Annotated in this window: 20 protein-coding genes; 13 read left to right on the forward strand and 7 right to left on the reverse strand. The window is 69.2% G+C overall.

Annotation, left to right across the window (positions count from 1 at the left end; all coding sequences use genetic code 11):
• Positions 1-4: 4 nt before the first annotated feature.
• The 3 genes from aceB to G5B46_RS00190 all read left to right on the forward strand — a co-directional run bounded on the left by aceB (position 5) and on the right by G5B46_RS00190 (position 5,940).
• Entirely contained in the window at positions 5-1,585 is a 1,581-nt protein-coding gene (aceB, locus tag G5B46_RS00180) for a malate synthase A (RefSeq protein WP_165255071.1), read from the forward strand.
• Between the two features lie 143 nt (positions 1,586-1,728).
• Positions 1,729-4,059: an acyl-CoA dehydrogenase gene (locus G5B46_RS00185; protein WP_165255073.1), complete on the forward strand. Its 2,331-nt coding sequence runs from the start codon at positions 1,729-1,731 to the stop codon at positions 4,057-4,059.
• 39 nt (positions 4,060-4,098) lie between these two features.
• A complete protein-coding gene (locus tag G5B46_RS00190) occupies positions 4,099-5,940 on the forward strand; it encodes an acetyl-CoA hydrolase/transferase C-terminal domain-containing protein (protein ID WP_205691416.1) in 1,842 nt (613 codons plus the stop codon).
• Positions 5,941-5,944: 4 nt separating this feature from the next.
• On the opposite strand, the gene G5B46_RS00195 is transcribed toward G5B46_RS00190, so the two are convergent.
• Positions 5,945-6,526 carry a helix-turn-helix transcriptional regulator gene (locus tag G5B46_RS00195; RefSeq protein ID WP_165255074.1) on the reverse strand — a complete coding sequence of 194 codons (582 nt, stop codon included), beginning with the start codon at positions 6,524-6,526 and terminating at the stop codon, positions 5,945-5,947.
• A 338-nt stretch (positions 6,527-6,864) separates the two neighbouring features.
• On the opposite strand from G5B46_RS00195, the gene G5B46_RS00200 reads away from it, so the two are divergent.
• From G5B46_RS00200 to G5B46_RS00245, 10 genes are all read left to right on the forward strand, one after another.
• Positions 6,865-7,536 carry a hypothetical protein gene (locus G5B46_RS00200; protein ID WP_165255076.1) on the forward strand — a complete coding sequence of 224 codons (672 nt, stop codon included), beginning with the start codon at positions 6,865-6,867 and terminating at the stop codon, positions 7,534-7,536.
• Between the two features lie 118 nt (positions 7,537-7,654).
• Positions 7,655-8,242 carry a hypothetical protein gene (locus G5B46_RS00205; RefSeq protein ID WP_165255077.1) on the forward strand — a complete coding sequence of 196 codons (588 nt, stop codon included), beginning with the start codon at positions 7,655-7,657 and terminating at the stop codon, positions 8,240-8,242.
• A 25-nt stretch (positions 8,243-8,267) separates the two neighbouring features.
• A complete protein-coding gene (locus tag G5B46_RS00210) occupies positions 8,268-8,831 on the forward strand; it encodes a hypothetical protein (protein ID WP_165255079.1) in 564 nt (187 codons plus the stop codon).
• Between the two features lie 16 nt (positions 8,832-8,847).
• Complete coding sequence (locus G5B46_RS00215; RefSeq protein ID WP_165255080.1) at positions 8,848-9,435, forward strand: hypothetical protein; 588 nt, start codon at positions 8,848-8,850, stop codon at positions 9,433-9,435.
• 3 nt (positions 9,436-9,438) lie between these two features.
• Entirely contained in the window at positions 9,439-10,005 is a 567-nt protein-coding gene (locus tag G5B46_RS00220; RefSeq protein WP_165255082.1) for a hypothetical protein, read from the forward strand.
• Between the two features lie 13 nt (positions 10,006-10,018).
• Positions 10,019-10,633, forward strand: coding sequence for a hypothetical protein (locus G5B46_RS00225; RefSeq protein ID WP_165255083.1), 615 nt, complete (start codon positions 10,019-10,021; stop codon positions 10,631-10,633).
• Complete coding sequence (locus tag G5B46_RS00230; RefSeq protein WP_165255085.1) at positions 10,630-11,205, forward strand: hypothetical protein; 576 nt, start codon at positions 10,630-10,632, stop codon at positions 11,203-11,205. Before G5B46_RS00225 ends, G5B46_RS00230 begins: the two co-directional genes overlap by 4 nt.
• A 42-nt stretch (positions 11,206-11,247) precedes the next feature.
• Positions 11,248-12,057: a fimbria/pilus periplasmic chaperone gene (locus G5B46_RS00235; RefSeq protein ID WP_165255086.1), complete on the forward strand. Its 810-nt coding sequence runs from the start codon at positions 11,248-11,250 to the stop codon at positions 12,055-12,057.
• A complete protein-coding gene (locus tag G5B46_RS00240; RefSeq protein WP_165255088.1) occupies positions 12,023-14,578 on the forward strand; it encodes a fimbrial biogenesis outer membrane usher protein in 2,556 nt (851 codons plus the stop codon). The genes G5B46_RS00235 and G5B46_RS00240 overlap by 35 nt, the downstream gene beginning before the upstream one ends.
• Before the next feature lies 1 nt (position 14,579).
• Positions 14,580-15,575: a hypothetical protein gene (locus G5B46_RS00245; protein ID WP_165255089.1), complete on the forward strand. Its 996-nt coding sequence runs from the start codon at positions 14,580-14,582 to the stop codon at positions 15,573-15,575.
• A gap of 92 nt (positions 15,576-15,667) precedes the next feature.
• On the opposite strand, the gene G5B46_RS00250 is transcribed toward G5B46_RS00245, so the two are convergent.
• The 6 genes from G5B46_RS00250 to G5B46_RS00275 form a co-directional block, all read right to left on the reverse strand.
• Complete coding sequence (locus G5B46_RS00250; protein WP_165255091.1) at positions 15,668-16,072, reverse strand: hypothetical protein; 405 nt, start codon at positions 16,070-16,072, stop codon at positions 15,668-15,670.
• A 476-nt stretch (positions 16,073-16,548) separates the two neighbouring features.
• A complete protein-coding gene (locus tag G5B46_RS00255) occupies positions 16,549-17,175 on the reverse strand; it encodes a LuxR C-terminal-related transcriptional regulator (protein WP_165255092.1) in 627 nt (208 codons plus the stop codon).
• A gap of 291 nt (positions 17,176-17,466) precedes the next feature.
• Positions 17,467-17,973, reverse strand: coding sequence for a prepilin peptidase (locus G5B46_RS00260; RefSeq protein WP_165255094.1), 507 nt, complete (start codon positions 17,971-17,973; stop codon positions 17,467-17,469).
• Between the two features lie 21 nt (positions 17,974-17,994).
• Entirely contained in the window at positions 17,995-18,510 is a 516-nt protein-coding gene (locus G5B46_RS00265; protein ID WP_165255096.1) for a tetratricopeptide repeat protein, read from the reverse strand.
• A 2-nt stretch (positions 18,511-18,512) separates the two neighbouring features.
• Positions 18,513-19,472, reverse strand: coding sequence for a type II secretion system F family protein (locus G5B46_RS00270; protein ID WP_165255098.1), 960 nt, complete (start codon positions 19,470-19,472; stop codon positions 18,513-18,515).
• 9 nt (positions 19,473-19,481) lie between these two features.
• Entirely contained in the window at positions 19,482-20,477 is a 996-nt protein-coding gene (locus tag G5B46_RS00275; RefSeq protein WP_165255100.1) for a type II secretion system F family protein, read from the reverse strand.
• Positions 20,478-20,481: the final 4 nt, after the last annotated feature.

Consider the following 20,481-nt stretch of genomic DNA (forward strand, 5'->3'; position numbering starts at 1 on the left):
CGCCATGCCTCTCGACATCGCCGCCAACGTCCAGATCCTCGGCCCTATCGGGGGCCGGGCGGTAGAGATCCTCACCCCCGAGGCCGTGGCCTTCGTGGCCGACCTGCACCGCCGCTTCGACGGCCGCCGCCGCGAGCTGCTGGCCGCCCGCCAGGCGCGCCAGGCCCGCTTCGACGCCGGCGCACTGCCCGACTTCCTGGCCGAGACCTCGCACGTTCGCGCCGCCGACTGGCGCGTGGCCGCCATTCCGGCCGACCTCACCGACCGCCGCGTCGAGATCACCGGCCCGGTCGACCGCAAGATGATCATCAACGCCCTAAACTGCGGGGCGAAGGTGTTCATGGCCGACTTCGAGGACGCCACGGCTCCCACCTGGGCCAATGTCGTCGAAGGCCAGGTCAACCTGAAGGACCGCTGGAACGGCGTCTTGGACCACGTCGATCCGAAGTCCGGAAAGACTTACGCGTTGGGAGCCAACCCGGCCGTCCTGAAGGTCCGCCCGCGCGGCTGGCACCTTCCCGAACGCCACCTCGAAGTCGACGGCGCGCCTGTCGCCGGCGCGCTGTTCGACTTCGGCCTCTATGTCTTCCACAACGCCCGCGCCGCCCTGGCGCAGGGCTCGGGCCCGTACTTCTACCTGCCCAAGCTGGAGAGCCACCTGGAGGCGCGCCTCTGGAACGAGGTCTTCATCCGCGCGCAGGAGGCCCTGGGCCTGCCCGTCGGCACGTTCAAGGCCACGGTGCTGATCGAGACGATCCCGGCCGCGTTCGAGATGGACGAGATCCTGTTCGAGCTGAAGGACCACATCGTCGGCCTCAACTGCGGCCGCTGGGACTACATCTTCTCGTTCATCAAGCGCCTGGGCCGCACGCCGGCGTTCCTGACGCCTGACCGCTCGGCCATGGTGATGGGCAAGGCCTTCCTCGGCGCCTATTCGCTGAAGCTGATCCAGACCTGCCACCGCCGCGGCGCCTTCGCCATGGGCGGCATGGCCGCCCAGATCCCGGTCAAGGGCGACGAGGCCGCCAACCAGGCCGCCTTCGCCAAGGTCCGGGCCGACAAGGAGCGCGAGGCCGGCGCCGGCCACGACGGCACCTGGGTCGCGCACCCCGACCTGGTGCCGGTGGCCATGGAGGTCTTCGATCGCCTGATGCCCGCGCCCAACCAGCTGGATAAGACGCTGGAAGGCCTGGAGATCACGCAAGCCCAGATGCTGGAGTTGCACGACGGCGCCCGCACCGAGGCCGGGGCCCGCGAGGCCGTCCGCGTCGGCGTGCGCTACACCCAGGCCTGGCTCGAGGGCCGCGGCGCGGTGCCGCTCTACAACCTGATGGAAGACGCCGCGACGGCCGAGATCTGCCGCACCCAGCTGTGGCAGTGGGTGCGCCTGGGCGCCGAGCTCGACGACGGCCGGGTGCTGAGCGCCGAACTGTTCGTCAGCCTGTTCACCCAGGAGATGGCCGACCTGCGCCGCGAGTTCGGCTCGCCGCGCCTGGAGGAGGCCGCGCACCTCTTCACCCGCATGGTGCTGTCCGACACGCTGGAAGAGTTCCTGACCCTTCCGGCCTATGAACTGATCGGCTGACACCGGCGCGGCGGCGGCGCTCCATCCCCCCGGAGCGCCGTCGCTTGCGTCGGCCTGCTGACGTTCACGACCCCGAAAAGCTGGAGCCATGCGAGCCCCGGCGCGTTTGACGCTCGACCAGTAAACAAGGCGGGCGTCTCGTCATGACCATCTCCTCCCTGCGCCGGGATCTCCTCACCCGGCCGATCTTCCAATGGGCCCAGGGCGTTCTGCCGGCCCTGTCCCAGACCGAGCGCGACGCCATCGACGCCGGCGACGTCTGGTGGGATGCGGCGCTGTTCACCGGCGATCCCGACTGGAACGAGCTCTTGTCGTTCCCCATGCCCCAGCTGCGTCCCGACGAGCAAGCCTTCATGGACGGCCCGGTCGAAAAGCTGTGCGCCATGGTCGACGAATGGACCATGACCTGGGAGACCCGCGACCTGCCGCCCGAGGTCTGGACCTTCCTGAAGCAGAACAAGTTCTTCGGGATGATCATTCCCAAGCAATACGGCGGCCTGGGCTTCTCGGCCTATGGCCATGCCGAGGTCGTGCGCCGCATCGCCACCCGCTCGGTGTCGGCGGCGGTGACGACGATGGTGCCCAACTCGCTGGGCCCGGGCGAGCTGATCATGCGGTTCGGAACCAAGGCTCAGCAGGACCACTGGCTGCCCCGCCTGGCCGACGGGCGCGAAATCCCCGCCTTCGGCCTGACCAGCCCCGAGGCCGGTTCGGACGCCTCGGCCATGGTCGACGAGGGTGTGGTCTGCCGCGGAACCTGGGAAGGGCGGGAAGTCCTGGGCATCCGCCTGAACTGGCACAAGCGCTACATCACGCTGGGTCCCGTCTGCACGGTGCTGGGCCTGGCCTTCAAGCTGCGCGATCCCGACCGCCTGCTGGGCGATGAAGAAGACATCGGCATCACCTGCGCCCTGGTGCCGACCACCACGCCGGGCGTCGAGATCGGGCGGCGTCACCTGCCGGCCTTCCAGACGTTCCAGAACGGTCCCAACTGGGGCAAGGACGTCTTCATCCCCATGGATCTGGTCATCGGCGGCGCCGAGCGCGTGGGGCAGGGGTGGAAGATGCTGATGACGGCCCTGGCGGCTGGACGTGGCATCTCGCTGCCGGCCCTGTCGGGCGCGGCGGCCGCCTTCAGCGCCCTGACGACGGGCAGCTATTCTCGGGTGCGCCAGCAGTTCGGTATCTCGATCGGCAAGTTCGAGGGCGTGCAGGAGCGTCTGGCCCGCATCGCCGGCAACGCCTATCTCGTCGACGGCACGCGCCGCCTGACCTGCGCGGGTCTCGACATGGGCAGGCATCCGTCGGTGATCTCGGCCCTCCTGAAGTCCGGCGCCACCGAGCGCATGCGGGTAGTGGTCAACGACGCCATGGACGTCCACGGCGGCAAGGCGATCATCGAGGGGCCGCGCAACTACATGGGCGCGCAGTACCGGGCGATCCCGGTCGGCATCACCGTCGAGGGCGCCAATATCCTGACCCGCAGCCTGATGGTCTTCGGCCAGGGCGCGATCCGCGCGCACCCCTACATGCTCCGTGAGATCCTGGCCCTGGGCGACGCCGATCCCGAGAAGGGGCTGGCGGACTTCGACGAGGCGTTCTGGAGCCACGTGGCCCACGCCCTGCGCAACGGCATCCGCACCTTCGCCCGCAGCTGGACGAACGGCGCGCTGTCGCCGGCGCCCGACGCTGGCCGTGCAAGGCGCTTCTATCGCCAGGCCGGCCGCTACAGCGCCGGCTTCGCCCTGGCCTCGGACATCGCGTTGCTGACGCTCGGCGGCGACCTCAAGCGCAAGGAGATGCTGTCGGCGCGCCTGGGCGACATTCTGTCGGAGCTCTACTTCCTGTCGGGTGCGCTGAAGCGCTGGGAGGACGAGGGCCGCCAGGAGGCCGATTTCCCGCTGCTGCAATGGTGCGCCGACACGGCCTTTGCGACCATCGAGCAGCGCTTCGACGAGGTGTTCGCCAACCTGCCCAACCGTCCGGCGGCGTGGCTGCTGCGGGCGGCGATCCTGCCGTTCGGCGTGCATCGCCGCGGCCCGTCGGATCGCACGACGCAGGTTTGCGCCGAACTGCTGCTGCATCCGTCCAAGACCCGCGACCGCCTGGTCGAGAACGTCTATGTCGGCGGCAAGGACCAGGCGGTCGGCCAGCTGATCGACGCCTTCGAGCGCGTGGTGGCGACCCAGCCCATCCATGATCGCCTGAAGGCCCAGAAGATCCGCGACTGGAAGGTCGCCGCCGAACAGGGCCTGGTCTCCGTCGCCGAGATCGCCGAACTGCAGGCCGCCGACAAGGCCGTCGCCGAGGTGATCGCCGTCGACGACTTCGCCCATGACGGCCTGGCGACCCAGGCGCGGGCTCAGGCTCGCTCGGGGGCGGTCAGCGACAGGAGCGCGGGCGCGCAGGGCGACGGCGAGATCCCCGACCGGCCAGGCCAGGGCGAGGCGCGCAGTTTCGAAGCCCGCCAGTGATCCGCGGCGCGAGCTTGAGCGCTTCAATCCGATGACCGGATGGTCCAAGCTCGCAGCATGACGCCGCGCTTCACCGACCCCGACGCGCTGGCCGACGCGATCATCGCGCGCCTCGGCCGCCGTATCGTTCTGGGCCTGCCGCTGGGCCTGGGCAAGGCCAACCACGTGGTCAACGCCCTGGTGGCCAGGGCGCTGGCCGACCCGTCGCTGCACCTGCATGTCTTCACGGCCCTGACCCTGGAGGCGCCGCGCCCGAAGTCGGATCTGGAGAAGCGGTTCCTCGGGCCGATCATCGAGCGCACGCTCGGGGGCTATCCGTCGCTGGCCTACGCCGACCTGCAGCGGCGCGACGCCCTGCCGCCAAATATCGAGGTCGACGAGTTCTTCTTCCAGGCCGGCACGCGCCTGAACGTGCCTTGCGCCCAGCGCAGCTACATCTCGGCCAACTACACCCACGCGGCGGGCTACCTGCGCGAGCGGGGCGTCAACGTCGTCGCCCAGCTGGTGGCGGGCAGGGGAGACCGCTACAGCCTGTCGTGCAACACCGACATCACGCTCGACCTGCTGGCGGCCCGCAAGGCGGGGGCGGCGGATTTCCTGCTGGTCGGCCAGGTCAATGACGAGCTGCCGTTCATGCCCGGCGACGGCGACCTGCCCGCCGAGATGTTCAGCCATCTGCTCGACGGGGCCGACGTGCAATTTCCGCTGTTCGCCCCGCCCAAGGAGCCGATCCCCGACGCCTCCTACGCGATCGGCTTCCACGCCGCCTCGCTGGTTCCCGATGGTGGAACGATCCAGATGGGCATCGGCGCGATCAGCGATGCGGTGGCCCAGGGGCTGATCGTCCGCCACCGCGAGCCCGAGGTCTTCGCGCAGGCGGTTCAGCGCCTGTCGCCGACGGGGGCGTCGCCGCCCTGCGGAGGGCGCTTCGAGACCGGCCTCTATGCGGCCACCGAGATGTTCGTCGACTGCCTGCTCGACCTGCGGCGGGCCGGCGTGCTCAAGCGCGAGGTTGACGGCGCGGTGCTGCACGGCGGCTTCTTCCTTGGGCCGCGCGCCTTCTACCAGGCCCTGCGCGAGATGCCCGAGGACGAGCGGGCCAGGTTCCAGATGCAGGCCATCTCGGGCATCAACGAGATCTATGGCGACGAGGCGGCCCGGCGGGCGGCCCGGGTCGACGCCCGCTTCGTCAACACCGCCATGATGGCGACCCTACTGGGCGCGGTGATCTCCGACGGGCTCGACGACGGCCGCGTGGTCAGCGGGGTGGGCGGGCAATACAACTTCGTCGCGCAGGCCTTTGCGCTGGAGGGCGCGCGCTCGATCATCACCTTGCCGGCCGTGCGGGGCGGTGGTCGGAAAGCCGCGTCCAACATCCTGTGGTCCTACGCCCACGGCACGATCCCGCGACACCTCAAGGACGTGGTGATCACGGAGTATGGGGTCGCCGACCTGCGGGGGCGCACCGACCGCGACGCCGTCGTCCGCATGCTGAACATCACGGATTCCCGCTTCCAGCCGGCGCTGCTCGATGCGGCCAAGAGCGCGGGCAAGCTGGAAGCCGGCTATGCGATCCCCGAGCCTTTCCGTCGCAATACGCCGGACCGGATCGCCGAGGCGCTGGCGCCGGTCAAGGCCACGGGCCTGGCGCCGCTGCTGCCGTTCGGCTCGGATTTCGATGCGGTGGAGCAGTCGCTGCTGCCGGCGCTCGGACGCCTGAAGGCGGCCCAGGCCGATCCGCTCGCGTTGCTCGGCCATATGTGGAAAGGGCTGAGGTCGTCCGGGGACGACGCCGGCCTTCACCGCCTGGGGCTGGCGCATCCGAAGACGCTCGGCGAGCGACTGCTGGCCTGGGCGGTGCGCGGCGCGGCGACGGGTTGAGCCGTCAGGCGAAAATCTTGATCACCGTGGCCAGGATCTCTTCCTTCGAGCGCACGCCCATCTTGCCGTGAATGTGCTTGATGTGCGTACGAACCGTCAGGATCGAGACGCCCTTCAGCTCGGCGATCCGGTCTGCGCTGTGGCCGGCGATGATCTCGGCCAGGATCCTGGCCTCCATGATGCTCAGGCCGAACAGGGCGCCCAGGCGGGGCAGGTTGGCCGGCGCGTCGAAGTCCTTCAGCACGATCACCAGCGCCAGCTGGTCGCCGTCCTGCACGGCGCGCATGCGCAGCAGGAAGCGCCGGTCGTCGTCGTCGCTCTCGATGAACTGGCAGACCTCGTGGCCGGCCAGGGCCTCGGCCATCCGTTCCATCAGGAAGTGATGCGTGCGGCGGTCGACGCCACCGATCTTGCCGCCGCGATCGACCAGCGGGCTATGTCCTGAAAGCAGCGCGGCGGCCGCGCGCGAGCGCCACAGCACCGTGGCTGTCTGGTCGATGACGATACGGGCGATCGCGTCTTCGTCGAGACAGAAGCGCACCGCGCTTGTGTCGAAAACCGCCGCCGCGGCATGAGAGCCGTCCATCCTTCCCTCCCTCGCCAGCCTTTGGCCGGCGCTGGACCCGGCTGCTTTGGCCGGGCCGACTTTGTTGTGCAGTTAAAACCAACTAGGGATAAGTTATCCACAACCTGGGATTACTAGGTGTTGCATAGCGTCGGTTTGTCGCACGATTTTTGAGAATGCTTATCACTGAGAGTTCGCTATATACATTTGTATTACTAAGCGCGCTCTACACGTCCGTATTTTATTCAAATTCTCCTGTCGGGTGAAACTGTACTAGCTACCCAAGGTGGGGGATTTCAGGCCCCCGGTTCTCTGCAATCGTTCATTAAGAACTTGTTAAGAGAAACGGGGTCTGGGACATGGCTGGCAAGCAACTGACGCTTCCTCGCGCCGTGCGCACCCAGCGCAAGCCGTCCTATAGGGACTGGATACTTGGCGGGAGCTTGCTGGCGGGAGTGATCCTCGCGGCCAGCGTGACCGAAAGCCGGGCGCAGGTTACGGCCTATGCTGGCGGTTCGCCCCCGAACATCGTCCTGTCCATTCCGGTGACGGCTTCCGTGGGCGGACGTTGCGGCTTCGCGCCGGGCATGGCGCCCAGCGGCTCGACGGATGTTGGCGAGGTCAACAACGCCTTCACGGCGGACTTCCCCTTTACTCTGCAATGCACGGTGCCGTTCCGGGCCGCGGTGGTGTCGAGCAACGGCGGCCTGCTGGCCTCCAGCGTCACCCCGGCGACCGGCTACACCAACCTGGCGCCCTATCTGGTCGACCTGAACCTGGTCGGCGACGTCGGGGTCGGCACGGTCAACGCCACCTGCGACACCGGCGACCTGAAGAGCACCTCGGGCGCGACCTGCGGCTTCAAGGGGCCGGCCAGCGCCAGCCAGGGGCTGCGCCTGAACGGCTCTTCCTACGACGTCTCCGGCTCGTACCTGCGGGTTCATCGCGCTGCCTACGCCGGCGCCCAGATCCTCGCGGCCGCCAACACCTATTCGGACTCGCTCACGGTGACGCTCAGCGTCTCGCCGTGACCCGCCTTCCGGGCCCGCTCCCCCGGCGGATCCGGCGTCCTTTGAAGGGGGAGGGGGTGCAAGACCCCGGAACAAACAGAAGTCGGCCCGTCCGACGCAAGACTTTGGGAGTGAAGAGATGAAGAAGACGATCCTTCTCGGCGCCGCCGCCCTGCTGGCCCTGGCCGTCGCCCCGGCCGCCATGGCCCAGACGGTCACCGGCACGGTCAACGTCACCGGCAGCGTCGCGGCCAAGTGCGTGGTCATCACCGGCGGCAGCGGCGGCACCTTCTCGGGCTCGATCCCGCTGGGCGAGCTGTCGCAGGCCGACGGCACCCTGTCGACCACCCTGTCGGGCTCGACCAACGCCAGCCCCGGCGGCTCCACCCAGTTCCGAGTGAACTGCAACACCGCCGCCCCCAAGGTGACGCTGAGCTCGACCCGCCTGTCGCTGACCCCCAGCGCCACCGCCCCGACCGGCTACACCGGCAACATCGACTACACCGCCGCGCTGGACGCCGCGCTGTCCAACAGCACGACCCAGACGGTCAGCTACGTGACCGCCGCGGCCCTGCCGGCCGCCACCGTGCAGAGCCTGTCGAGCAGCCTGGCCAACAGCGCCGGCAACCTGACGGTCAAGGCCTACGCGCTGAACACCGCCTCGGGCGCGCTGCTGATGGCCGGCAACTACCAAAGCACGATCTCGATCACCATCGAGCCCTCGTGATCGGGCCGGGAAGGGAGGAAGCGCCATGCGTAGCAGCCTTCTCCTGACCGTCGCCGCGGCGAGCCTCGCGCTCGCCGCCGCCTCGGGGCAGGCCCAGGCCCAGAGCGTGACCGGCACGGTGCAGGTCAACGGCACGGTTTCCAACCGCTGCCTGTTCGTGACCGACAACGTGGTCCTGGATCTGGGCGAACTGTCGCTGCAGACCGGCGACGTCTCGGCCATCGGCCGGCTCGACGGCGTCAAGCTGACCAGCCGGAGCGCCACGCTGAACGGTTGGTGCAACGGAGTTTCGGCGACCATGGCCGTCGAGGCCCAGCCGATCTTCAACACCAGCTTCACCAGCACGGCCCCGACCGGGTTCGAGCGTCGGATCGACTACACGGCCACCGCCACGGCTTCGCCCGCCGGCGGCTCGGTGTCGGCTTCCGACAGCACGCTCGCCTCCGGCGGCGGCGCGGCCAGCACCACCGGCATCTTCGCCAGCGACATCGTCGTCAGCTTCGCCGACGCGGCCACGCCGGCCGGCGGTCGGCTCGTCTCCGGGTCCTATTCGGGCTCGGTGGCGGTGACTTTGGCTCCGGCCACCTGAGGGGAGAAAGGTCGTCATGATCCTGCACCGAACCTGCCTTGTCGGACTCGCGGCGACCGCTCTTCTCGCCCCGCTGGCCGGGGCGACCGGCGCCTGGGCCCAGGATCCCGTCCAGGGAACCGTCGGCCTGGACGCCCAGGTCGCCCAGGTCTGCGTCCTGGGCGCGCCCAATCCCGGCTCGCTGGCGCTGGGCCAGATCTCCGAGAGCTCGGGCGCCCGCGTGGGCCGGCTGGCCAGCATCGCCAACCAGTCGATCCAGCTGCCCGGCACCTTCTGCAATTACGCCGGCGCGGCCCTGGCCATCACGGCCTCGCCGCTGGCGGTGACCGGAACCACGACCCAGCCAGGCTTCGTCGGCTCGGTGGACTACACCTGCACGATCAGCGCCTGGGGCGCGACGTCGGCCACGGTCCGCACCAGCGCCAGCAACGCCTCGGGCGTCGGCTCGCCCTCGACCAGCAGCGCGCCGAAGGAGACGGACCTGACCCTGGTGGTCTCCGACTTCGCCACGGCCAGCGACAGCCAGCTGCAGCCGGGCGCCTACCTGGCGCTCGTCACCATCACGCTCGGGCCCGATGCGGGCCTGGCCGCCTCGGGGAGCTGAACCATGCGGCGCGCCCTTCTTCTCATCGCCCTGGCGCCTCTGGCGCTGGCCGGCGCCGCGAGGGCCCAGACCTATGGGCCGTCCGACAGCGTCGGGCCGATCCAGATCACCGCCACGGTGCCTGACAACATCTGCACGATCGGCGACCTCAGCGACGGCGACAACCTGTTCGACGTCGGGGTGATGATCGACACCACCACGGGCCTCTTGCTGCCGGACCTGTCGGCGCCGCCCAAGGTGCTGACCGGCACGCAATGCGGCGCGCCCAGCCAGCTGACCATCGCCGCCACCCAGATGACGGCCCAGGCCTTCCTGGCCGCGCCGCCCTCGGGCTTCTCGCGCGCCGTCGACTACACGGCCACGGCCTCGGGCTGGACGCCCGTGGACGCCAGCTTCTCGACCGGAGCGGCCGCCAACGCCGGCGCGTCCCAGACCCGCGACAGCGGCGGCTCGGGCCAGATCACCATCAGCCTGTCGAACTTCGCCACGTCCGGCGGACCCAGCCTGCGGCCGGTCGCCGACGACACCTACCAGGGGGCGATCGTCGTCACCCTGGCGGCGGCCAGCTGAGGGGGAGGGCGCTATGACCAGAGCCAATCGTTTCAAGGCCGCCGTCCTCGCCGGGGCCTCGGCCGTCACCCTGCTGCTGATGGGCCAGCTGGCCCGGGCCCAGGAGACCGACAACACCCGCGACTTCGTCGTGCGGGGGCAGGTGCCCAAGGTCTGCACCATCGCCTCGCCGACCATCGGCGCGGGCCAGGTGGTCAACTTCCTCAGCCTGACCGGCGGCACGCTGCAGGTCGACCAACTGACCGACCCGGCCACCCTGTCCACCCGCGCCGCCTCGGCCCAGGTGAACTTCGCCGCGGTGTGCAACTACGCCCACCAGATCGTGCTGGAGAGCCAGAACAACGGCCTGTGGCGCTCGGAGCTGGGCCTGACCCCGGCCCCGACCGGCTTCAGCGACGCGGTGCCCTACACCGCGACCCTGGCCTGGGGACCGGTCAACAACCGGTTCGAGGCCGACGCCAGCGCCCGCCGCATCCGCGACAGCGCCCACCTGGTCGACCAGCCGGTCGTCGGCGACGTGACCCTGCGCCTGGATATCCAGCCCGGCGCCACGAACCTCCAGACCAACGCCCCGCTGGTGTCCGGCGTCTACCGCGACACCCTGCGCCTGACGGTGGAACCCCAATGAAGACCGTCCTTCTCATCGCCGCCGCCGCGACGCTGGGCGTCGCCGCCGCCGCTTCGGCCCAGACCCTGCCCACGGGCGAGGAGGCCTCGAGCGAACTGCAGATGATCGGCCAGGCGCCCAGCGCCTGCGTGCTGTCGCCGCCCTCGGCGGCGGCCGGCGCCAACACCAGCTTCGCCGCCCAGGGCGGCCAGGCCGGGGTGGTGCGCTTCACGCAGTTCGTCGATCCCCAGACCGCCCAGCCGCGCGACGCCTCGATCAGCCTGGCCTTTCCGGTGGTCTGCAACTCGGCCCACCGCCTGGTGGTGCGCACCGACGGCGCTGGCATGTCCCGCGTCGGTGGCGGCGCGGCCGCCCCGGGCTTCCGCGATCGCCTCGACTTCCAGCTGACGGCCGACTGGGCCGGAGCCAGCGCGTCGGGGACGAGCGCGGTGACCACCCCGATCAACCTGGCCACCGCCAACGGCGCGGCGGGGCAGATGAACCTCGTCGTCGCCGTCACCGGCGGCGGGACCCCGATGGTCGCCGGCGACTACGCCGGAACCCTCGTCGTCGAGCTCGAGGCCCAGAACTGACCCTGACTTGAACGAACTGAATCCATGAGGAGCGGACACCGAATGACTCGTTCGAAAACCTTCCGAGGGCGCTTGCTGGGGGCGGCGTGCGCCGGCCTCCTGGCCCTCGCGGGGCTGGCGGCGCAGGGCGCGCCGGGCCTGGGCGGAAGCGCCCTGGCCATGACCGTCCAGCCCGTCGTCATCGACCTCAAGCCGACCGGTCGGGGCATGTCCCAGATCGTCACGGTGCAGAACACCTTCGCCAACCCGCTGCCGGTCGAACTGCGCGCCGAGGAGCTGTCCTTCGACGAGAAGGGCGCCCACCCCAGCGACACGCCGACCAACGACCTGCTGATCTTTCCGCCCCAGGCGGTGATCCAGCCGGGCGAGACCCAGTCGTTCCGGATCCAGTGGGTGGGCGATCCGGCCCTGGCGCAGAGCAAGCACTACTACGTCACCGTCGCCCAGATGCCGGTGAAGCTGCCGGAGGGCCAGTCGGCCATCCAGATCCTCTACAACTTCCAGGTCCTGGCCAGCGTCGCGCCTTCGGGCGGCAAGCCGGCCCTGGCCCTGTCCAAGAGCGAGATCGGCGCGGACGCCGACGGCAAGCCCGTCCCGGTCGTCTACGTCGCCAACACGTCCAACACGCACGGATACCTGTCCCGCGGAAAGCTGCGGATCATCGAGAAGGACGCCGCGGGCAAGGCGGTCTTCCAACGGACCATTCCCGGTCCGGAGATCCAACAGACGATCGGCTTCGGCCTGATCGCCCCCGGCCAGACGCGGCGCATCGCCGTTCCCATCGAACTGCCCTTGACGGCGGCAGCAGGAGGCTCCCTTGAGGCCCAATTCTCGTCCGACGAAGGGCGCTAGGTCGCGCGCCTACCGCCGCTGGCTGATGGCGGGATGCCTGGCCGGCGCGGTCCCCTTCGCCGCCCCCTTGGCCGCCCTGGCCGAGCCCATCCCCTACGCCATGCTGGCGGCGACCCAGGAGCCGACCAGCGCGCCCTCGGCCGGCGCGGCCACCGCGGCCGACGCCCGCCGCCAGCTGAACCCCACGGGCCGCGACGTGACCCTGACGGTTCCGCTGAAGGACGGCGAGTTCTATGTCGGCGACATGCCGCTGGCGATCTCGGCCGACGGCCAGCTGTCGATGCCGTCGGACCGCCTGCTCAGCCTGGTCGCGCCGCTGCTCGACGCTCCCGCGGTCGGCGTCCTGCGCACGGCCCTGGCCGGACGCAGCGTGGTCTCGCCCGAGGTGGTCACCTCGGCCGGCATGACCATGACCTACGATCCCCGGGCGCTCGAACTGCGGATGAACATCCCGCCCGAGCTGAAGGTCGTGCGCAGCCTGCAGGTCACGCCGATGGACCGCATGGGCCTTGGCTCCTACATCGCCCCGGCCGGCTTCAGCGGCTATCTCAACATCCGCGGCTCGGTCGACTATGTGGAGCAGGGCTTCGACGAAGGCTTGGGCGACCCGACCTTCCTGCTCGACAGCGCCGTGCGCCTGAACGGCGTGGTGTTCGAGAACGAGGCCGTCTGGCAGCCCGGTGGCAACGAGGACTTCCAGCGACTGGGCACGCGCTTCGTCTATGACGACGTCAAGAACGTGCTGCGCTGGACCGCCGGCGACCTGCAGGCCGTCGGTCGCGGCTTTCAGTCCGCGCCCGACATGGCGGGCCTGTCGATCTACCGCTCCTACAGCGTGCTGCAGCCCCAGACGATCGCCCGTCCGCGTGGTCGCGAGAGCTTCACCCTGGCCCGGACCTCCGACGTCAGCGTGATCCTCAACAACCAGCTGACCCGGCGCATCCGCCTGGATCCCGGCCGATACAACGTGCGCGACTTCCCGTTCGCGCAGGGCGCCAACGACGTCCGCCTGGTCATCGAAGACGACACCGGCCGTCGCGAGACGCTGCAGTTCAACGTCTTCTTCGACCGCTCGCAACTGGATCCGGGACTGTCGGAGTTCGGCCTGTTCGCCGGCGTGAAGGCGCCGCTGCTGCTCGACGGTCCCGACTATACCGAGGAGTGGACGGTCAGCGGCTTCTATCGCCGCGGCATCACCGACCGGGTGACCCTGGGCGTCAACGGCCAGGCCGACGACACCACGGTGATGATGGGCGCCGAAGGCCTGTTCGGCACCAAGATCGGCACGCTCGGCGTCGACTTCGCGCTGTCGCACATCGACACCTACGGCTCGGGCTATGCGGCGATCGTCAGCTTCCAGCGGCTGTTCCAGTTCGCCGGCGGCCGCGCCGACGCCCTGAACCTGTCGTTCGAGACCCGCAGCCGCGAGTTCGGGCCGGTGGGAACCTTCGTTCCCGACAACCGCTACAACTACGAGATCGGGGTCGGCTACTCGCACGCCTTCAGCGACGCGATCTACGCCAGCTTCGACGGCCGCTATTCCAGCGGTCGGGACGAGTTCCCCGACGCCAGCGCCTACCGGCTCGGCATGGGCTATCGCCTGACCTCGAACCTCGCGATCACGGCCAACGTCATGTACGACGACGTGCCCGGCCGCCGCGAGACCTCGGCCCTGATCTCGCTGTCCTGGCAGTTCTCGAACAATTCGAGCCTGCGGGCCGAGTACGACGGCCGCGAGGACCGGGCGCGGATCGCCTACCAGACGATCCACGGCCAGGGCGTGGGCTCCTACAACGCCTTCGCCGAGGTTTCGCGCTCGCCCGACGACTCCGCCTTCAACGGCAGCGTCAACTACATCGCCAATCGGGCGGAGCTGGGCCTGTCGCATTTCCAGGCCTTCGACGGCCCGGACAACGGCCGCACCTCGCTGCGCGTCGGCACCTCGATCGGCTTCGCCGACGGCGCGGTGTCGGTCGGCCGGCCGATCTACGACAGCTTCGCCATCGTCAAGGGCCACAAGAGCCTGAAGGGCGCCGACGTCGTCGTGAACCCGACCCCGTTCGGCTACACCTCGAACACGGGCGAGCTGGGCACGGCGCTGGAAACCAACCTGGCGGCCTATGCCGAGCGGACCATCACCGTCGACGCGCCCAACGCGCCGGCCGGCTATGATCTCGGCTCTGGCTCCTTCCGGGTCTTCCCGCCTTATCGCTCGGGCTATCGCCTGGAGGTCGGGTCGGACTACTCGATCACCGCCATCGGTCGCTTGGTCGACGCGGACGGCCAGCCGCTCGCGCTGGTGTCGGGTCGCGCGGTCGAGGTCGCCCAGGGCGGCAAGAGCGAGCCGATCACCATCTTCACCAACCGCGTCGGCCGCTTCGGCGCCTCGGGCCTGCGGCCCGGCCGCTGGCGGCTGGAAATGGGGACGACGCCCCCGACGGTCTACTACCTCGACGTGCCGCAAAGCGCCGAGGGCTTCGTCAAGGCTGGGGACCTCAAGCCCAACGCGTCCGGAGGCTGACATGAAACGCCGATCGCATTCCCTGCTCATCGGACTGGCCGCCGGCGTTGGCGGGATCCTGCTGGTCTCGGGCGTGGCCCAGGCCCAGTGCGTGACCTTCGATCCCGTCGTGCTGTCGGGCACCTTCGACCCCTTCAACCCGACCGGCACGACGGTGCAGACCCTGGCGATCACCGCCCGGCGTCCGCCGGCGGTCGGCGGCAAGAAGACGCAGGAGGTGAACTTCATCTACCTGCGCCGGCCGGACACGCCCTCGAGCCTGACGATCGTCCAGACCTCCACCGGCGGGCAGATCCTCGAAAATCCGCCCGGGCACGTACTCGACCCCAACAACGTCAATCCCAACGAGGTCGAGCTGAACTTCGGCGGGGTGGGCCAGCCCGACGTGCAGACGTTCATGGTGACGATCACCGTGCCCAGCGGCGCCGACCTGCCGGCGGGGACGACCGACCTCTATCTGGACCAGAAGTACTACTGCAAGCGCACCGGCGGCGCGGCTGACGAGCAGGGCGTGATCGCCAACTCGCTCGACATCCGCATCAATGTGCTCAGCGCCCTGCAGGCCAGCTTCGTTGGTCCGGCGCTGGACTTCGGTGAGATCGGCACGTTGACGACGGCCTCGCTGCCGTCGACGCCCAACTCGGTCAAGCAGCGCACCGGCAACGTGCGCGTGGCCAGCTCGGGTCCGTACTCGGTGGCGCTGACCTCGGCCAACCAGTTCCGCATGACCTATGCCGGCGGCAACCTGGGCACGACCAACCAGCGGATTCCTTACCAGTTGGACTTCCTGGGGCAGAGCAAGACCACGGCCTCGCCGACCTTCAACACCGTCACCTGCGCCCGCGCGGGCCTGTCGGGTCAGTACCTGGCGGTGACGCCGACCCTGCTGGAAGGCGGCGCGGGCAAGGTTCCGTCGCCCAACTACCAGGACATCCTGACGGTGACCGTGACGCCCCTGGCCGTGCCGACGGCCACCACCCCCGTCGCCTGCATGTGACCTCGGCCCAGCCTGAAAAAGCCCCGCCGGCGCGAGCCGACGGGGCTTTCTTTTTGCCGACCGCCCGGGGGGAAGGGCGGAGCAAAACGGTGTCAGAGCGCGGTGATGTTCACCGACAGGTCGCCGACCTGGCCGGCGTCGGCGCCGGGGTCCAGGCGCAGGCTGTGGCTCTGCGAGGCCGCGGTGCTCGAGCGGCTGATCAGGGTGACGCCGGTCGACGACAGCTGGATCTTCTGGCCGTCGACATAGACGGCGGCGTCGGTCAGGCCCTGGGCGTGCGTCAGGCGCACTTCGTAGCCCGAAGCGCTGTTGCAGAACTCGGTCATGCGGCCCAGGTCGGTCGGCTCGGCGGCCGAGGCGGTGGTGGCGTCGAGATTGACGCGGCAGATGACCGGCACGTGCCCTTCGAGACGAAGCTCGTAGCTGGCCGGCGCGGCGGAGGCGGTGGTGGCGGCCAGAGCGGTGAAGGCGGCGGCCAGGATCATCGGAAAGCGCATTGCAAACCCCAAGAGTGAGGATGATGGGAGGATCATCGCGAGGGAGGGTTAAGCAGAGCGCCCTAAAGCATGGTAAACGATTTGCATAGTAAGAATGACAGGGTGTCGCACTTAAATATTGTCTAAATCCAATGTTTAACGTGTATTGCGTAGTGCATTCTTACTATGGGCAATGCAAAGCGCGCCGCGAGCTTGGCCGCGGCGTGGAATGTTCGGTTGTGCTGGGAGTGCCGAGCGATCGACCGGCGCCGGGTCTGGACGAGGGGGTGCTGATGTCCAGACCCGGCGCTCGGCGGGCGGGGCGCGCCGCCGAGGATCGTCGATGGCGTTGCGGACAGCCTCGGCGAGCCGGTCATTCGTCGCGGCGGTGACAAAACGGGGGGATTTGCCCTCGCGACCTGTAAATATTAACATATACAGATCGCGCGACAATAACTCACTCTTACTAATGGCAAGAATAGTTGCCTATAGATATTTCATTCAAGGATGTCGGCCGAAGAAATAACCGAGACCAATTCGGCCTGGCGGTGAACGCCAACCTTGACCATGGCCGAGGCCATCTGCACGCGCAGGGTGTTGATGCTGACCTTGCGCTCGGCGGCGATCTCGGCCGGCTCGCGGCCCTGGGCCACGCGCGAGACGATCTCGGCCTCGGCGGGCGAGAAGTTGAACATCATGCGCGCGCGCTCGGCGATGTGCGGCGAGGCGCGGCCGACCTCGCGCACGGTGACCAGCGCGCAGCGGAAGCCGCTGTCGTCGGTGCTGAAGGGTTCGATCAGGACCACCAGCGGCTTCTGGCTGCGCGAGCGGTGGATCAGCATCGCGCCCGAGCGGCCCTGGCGCACGGCCGCGGCGATGCGGTTGTGCAGGGCTTCGGACTCGAAGCCGTTCTCGGCCGTCAGCAGGCCGCCTTTCTCGGCCAGGCCGTCGCCTTGCGCGACGTAGCTCCAGGCCATGTCGTTGGCCGCGTAGACGCAGCCTTCGCTGTCGGCGACGATGACGCCGAAGTTCACCAGATTGAGGATCGCGTTGGCGACGTGCGACTCGAACACGCCGCGTTCGACCTCCGAATCCACCACCTCGATCATCTTTATCAGTCCCATGTGCGACGCCCCGTAAGGATCGCCGCCGGTGCAGGAAGAAAGATCAGGTCCGAGATCGCGATAAAACTCTCGATTGCAATGCTGTCGCGATTAAAAACCATATTGCTTTATTCTGCCCGCCGACGGCTGGTTTACTGATTGGATATTATTTCCGACGGGCTCGCATACCCTGCATTGGGTAGCTGAAATGACTAAACCAGGAAGACAACGCTATCAGATCTGCGCGAAAAACGTGGTTTTCTCCTGTCAGGAGATAATCGCGCAAATACAGGAGATCGCCTTTTCTTGCTTTCAAAGTTGTAAGTGGGTCAGGCGCTGGCTGATCGCCAGCATTCCCGTGGTCGTGCCGACGTGCAGGGCGCCGACCGCGATGGCCACGCCGTAGGGCACGCCCGCGCGGCCGCGGATCCAGCCGCCGAAGGCTCCGGCGTAGGGCCGGGCGGCCAGGGCCACCAGCGCCAGGGCGCCGCCGGCGATGGCCGTGGCCACCAGCAGCAGCAGCAGGTTCTCCATTCCCGCGAACAACGCCGCCACGGCCAGCAGCTTGACGTCGCCGGCCCCGACCAGCCGCCGCGCGAACATCGGCACGCCGGCCAGCATCACCAGGCCGAAGGCGCAGAAGCTCGACAGCCAGTTGGGCGTCGACCAGGTCAGCAGCTGGGCGAACAGGAAAAGCACGGCCAGGGCCGCGACGGTCCAGTTGGGGATCTTGCGCGTCCAGGCGTCCCAGCCGGCGGCGACGATGAACAGCACGGCGTAGGCGACCGAGCCGGTCAGGCGAACGAGGTCGATTTCCATCGGAGGATCTCCTGATCGGTCTTACGAGCCGCCGCCGGGCATGGGGACGATCTCGGCCGGCGGTCCGCCGGCCAGGGTCGTCTGGGGCTCGGCCAGGGCCTGCAGCACGCCGGCCGGCGGCTCGCGGCCCTGCAGGCGGGCCGAATAGGCCATGTTGCCAAGCACGATGCGCGAGTGCGGATCGACCGCCAGGGCCTGGGTGTAGTAGCGCTCGCTGAGGTCGAAGCGGCCCAACTTGTCGTAGACCACGCCCTGGGCGTTCAGCACCCGCACGTCGGTCGGCGCACGGGTCGCCGCCAGTTGCAGCAGCTCCAGCGCCAGGGCGTAGTCCCGCGCCTTGATGGCCTCCGCCGCGCGGCCGTAGAGCCGGTCGACCGCCGCGGCCGGATCGGGCGGGGGCAGGGCCGCCAGGGCGCGGATCTCGGTCTGCGCCGGCTTGGGGCCCATCAGGGCGCTGGCCAGCTGCTTGAGGGTGGCGCAGCCCGACAGCGGGACGAGCAGGGCGCAGGCGGCGGAAGCGACGAGCAGTTTGCGCATCTCTAGTGCCTTTTCATGGCGGGCATGAGGTTGTGGACGACGTCGAGGCCGGCGGGCAGCAGCAGGGCGGTGATGATCACCGGCAGGATGCAGGCCACCAGCGGGATGGTCAGCAGCACCGGGATGCGCATGGCCTTCTCCTCGCCGCGCAGGAAGCGACGCTCGCGCAGTTCGCCCGAGTAGGAGCGCAGGGTCTGGGTGATGCTGGCGCCCAGGCTGTCGGTCTGGATCATCAGGGCGGCGAAGGCGCGCAGGGCGTCGACATTGACCCGGTCGGCCATCCGCCGCAGGGCGTCGGCGCGGCTGCGGCCGGCGCGCAGTTCCTGCGAGACCTGGCTGAACTCGCGCGCGATGTCGGCGTGCGAGGGCTTGATCTCCTGGCTGACGCGGATGAAGGCCGCATCCACGCCCAGGCCCGCCTCGACGCAGACCACCATCAGGTCCAGGGCGTCGGGGAACTGGTTCTCCAGTCGCTCGCGGCGTCCGACCGCCCTCAGGTCGACGATGATCGCGGGGATCACCAGGCCAAGGCCGCACAGAAGCAGGGCGCCGGCGATCAGCGGCAGTCCGACCACGGGCTTGGCCGACAGCTTCTGGGCCAGCAGCAGGATGGCCGGCAGGCCGACGGCGCTCAGCACCCGCACCAGGAAGTAGCCCGGCACGGCGGCCGGTCCCTCGAAGCCGGCCTCGGCCAGGGTCTTGGCCAGGCGCGAGCGCTTTTCGGCGGTCTCGGCCCTCGGCGCCTTGGCCTGCAGCCAGCCCAGCAGAGGGGTCTTGGGCTTGGAGTCCTTGAGCAGCCCGCCCGCGGGGCCCGTCGCCAGGGCCGCGCCGCCGGCGGCCCGCTCGCGCATGCGCCGCTTCAGGGCCGCGCCGGTGTCGACCTGGCGGAAGACCAGCAGGGCCATGGCGCCCACCGCCAGGAAGACGGCGACCTGCAGTCCGACGGAAAGGAAAAGGTCCATGGCGAGGCCTCAGTACTTGAAGGTGACGATCCGGCGGATCATCAGCTGGCCGATGAGGTAGAGGACCACGACGCCGCCCACGACGGGCCAGAACGCCGGGTCCGAGAACTTCGTGGTGTAGAATTCGGGGCGGAACACGCTGACCACGCCGACGCAGAACAGCGGCAGCAGGCTGAGGATCAGCGCCGACATCCGGCCCTCGCTCGACAGCGCCCGGATCCGCTTGGCCAGCGAGGCGCGGCCGCGGATGACGGCGGCCAGGCCCGACAGGATCTCGGCCAGGTTGCCGCCGGTCTCGCTCTGGATGGCGATGCTGACGGCGAAGAAGGCCACGTCCGGCGAGCCGGTGCGACGCGACAGGTTGGCCAGGGCGTCGCGGAACTCGACGCCATAGGTCGTCTCGTCCAGCACCAGGCCGAACTCGGTGCCGATCGGGTCGGGCATCTCCTGGGTGACCAGGCCCACGGCCGAGATAACCGGATGGCCGGCGCGCAGGGCGCGGATCATCACGTCGAGGGCCAGCGGCAGCTGCTCTTCCAGCTTGGCCAGGCGCGCGCCGTGCCGCTGCACGATCCACATCGCCGTGACGCCCGCGCTGATCACGATCGCGCCGACGGCGGTGACCAGCACCTGCGAGACCGGCGTCTCGACCGGCTGGCCGCGCAGGAACACCAGGGCCAGCAGCCACAGGCCGGCGGCGATCGCGCCCACGACGCCCAGCACCTGCAGCGGGCCGGCGGTGATCCCCGCCTGGCGCAGGTACAGCGTGGCGCGGCCGTGCAGGGCGCCATAGGGCGTGCGGTCGATCCAGGTGCCGCGCGGGTCGCGCACCAGGGCCTCGTAGACCTTTTCCTGGCTCATGCCGCCGGCCATCAGGGTCAGGCGGCGATTGACCCGCTGGGTCTGCTCGCGGGCCGAGAGCAGCAGGCCGAAGATGGTCTGGCCAGCCAGCACCGCGGCCACGAAGGCCAGCACCAGCGCCATCGGAAAGAACAGTCCCTGCATGGTG

It is taken from the genome of Caulobacter sp. 602-2, assembly GCF_011043625.1.
Classification (GTDB): domain Bacteria; phylum Pseudomonadota; class Alphaproteobacteria; order Caulobacterales; family Caulobacteraceae; genus Caulobacter.

Coding starts and splice junctions, on each gene's coding strand:
- G5B46_RS00195 (WP_165255074.1), bottom strand. CDS start 6,526: ATGGACGGCTCTCATGCCGCGGCGGCGGTTTTCGACACAAGCGCGGTG.
- G5B46_RS00215 (WP_165255080.1), top strand. CDS start 8,848: ATGATCCTGCACCGAACCTGCCTTGTCGGACTCGCGGCGACCGCTCTT.
- G5B46_RS00190 (WP_205691416.1), top strand. CDS start 4,099: ATGGTCCAAGCTCGCAGCATGACGCCGCGCTTCACCGACCCCGACGCG.
- G5B46_RS00255 (WP_165255092.1), bottom strand. CDS start 17,175: ATGGGACTGATAAAGATGATCGAGGTGGTGGATTCGGAGGTCGAACGC.
- G5B46_RS00225 (WP_165255083.1), top strand. CDS start 10,019: ATGACCAGAGCCAATCGTTTCAAGGCCGCCGTCCTCGCCGGGGCCTCG.
- G5B46_RS00210 (WP_165255079.1), top strand. CDS start 8,268: ATGCGTAGCAGCCTTCTCCTGACCGTCGCCGCGGCGAGCCTCGCGCTC.
- G5B46_RS00235 (WP_165255086.1), top strand. CDS start 11,248: ATGACTCGTTCGAAAACCTTCCGAGGGCGCTTGCTGGGGGCGGCGTGC.
- G5B46_RS00265 (WP_165255096.1), bottom strand. CDS start 18,510: ATGCGCAAACTGCTCGTCGCTTCCGCCGCCTGCGCCCTGCTCGTCCCG.
- G5B46_RS00185 (WP_165255073.1), top strand. CDS start 1,729: ATGACCATCTCCTCCCTGCGCCGGGATCTCCTCACCCGGCCGATCTTC.
- G5B46_RS00200 (WP_165255076.1), top strand. CDS start 6,865: ATGGCTGGCAAGCAACTGACGCTTCCTCGCGCCGTGCGCACCCAGCGC.
- G5B46_RS00260 (WP_165255094.1), bottom strand. CDS start 17,973: ATGGAAATCGACCTCGTTCGCCTGACCGGCTCGGTCGCCTACGCCGTG.
- G5B46_RS00270 (WP_165255098.1), bottom strand. CDS start 19,472: ATGGACCTTTTCCTTTCCGTCGGACTGCAGGTCGCCGTCTTCCTGGCG.
- G5B46_RS00245 (WP_165255089.1), top strand. CDS start 14,580: ATGAAACGCCGATCGCATTCCCTGCTCATCGGACTGGCCGCCGGCGTT.
- G5B46_RS00220 (WP_165255082.1), top strand. CDS start 9,439: ATGCGGCGCGCCCTTCTTCTCATCGCCCTGGCGCCTCTGGCGCTGGCC.
- G5B46_RS00205 (WP_165255077.1), top strand. CDS start 7,655: ATGAAGAAGACGATCCTTCTCGGCGCCGCCGCCCTGCTGGCCCTGGCC.
- G5B46_RS00275 (WP_165255100.1), bottom strand. CDS start 20,477: ATGCAGGGACTGTTCTTTCCGATGGCGCTGGTGCTGGCCTTCGTGGCC.
- G5B46_RS00250 (WP_165255091.1), bottom strand. CDS start 16,072: ATGCGCTTTCCGATGATCCTGGCCGCCGCCTTCACCGCTCTGGCCGCC.
- G5B46_RS00230 (WP_165255085.1), top strand. CDS start 10,630: ATGAAGACCGTCCTTCTCATCGCCGCCGCCGCGACGCTGGGCGTCGCC.
- aceB (WP_165255071.1), top strand. CDS start 5: ATGCCTCTCGACATCGCCGCCAACGTCCAGATCCTCGGCCCTATCGGG.